Annotated in this window: 1 protein-coding gene; it reads left to right on the forward strand. The window is 62.5% G+C overall.

What is annotated here, in order from left to right; all coding sequences use genetic code 11:
- Positions 1-269 (forward strand): transporter substrate-binding domain-containing protein (locus N7568_RS23730; protein ID WP_261612154.1); only part of this gene is annotated, 269 nt, incomplete at both ends.

A 269-nucleotide genomic window follows, 5' to 3' on the forward strand; every position in this document is an offset into this window, starting at 1 on the left:
CATCGGCAGTTATGTGGATTTTGCCTATGCGGTATGCGAGTGCCTGGGCCTGGAGGTTGAGGTGTTGCTGGTGGCGTGGGCTGACGGGAGCTTGGGCGTAGTTTATGGCATGTACGAGGCCGTCCTGTCGAACGTCACCGTTACCGCAGGGCGCAAGGCGAAGTTCGAATTCGCCACTTCCCGCTACGACCTCCAGGGCTTCTCCGCCAAGGCCGACGCTGACCGCTCCAGCATCACGGTCGCCAAGGCCGTGGCCGGCTTGCGCATCA

The sequence above is a fragment of the Paenarthrobacter aurescens genome, from assembly GCF_025421775.1.
Classification (GTDB): domain Bacteria; phylum Actinomycetota; class Actinomycetes; order Actinomycetales; family Micrococcaceae; genus Arthrobacter; species Arthrobacter aurescens_B.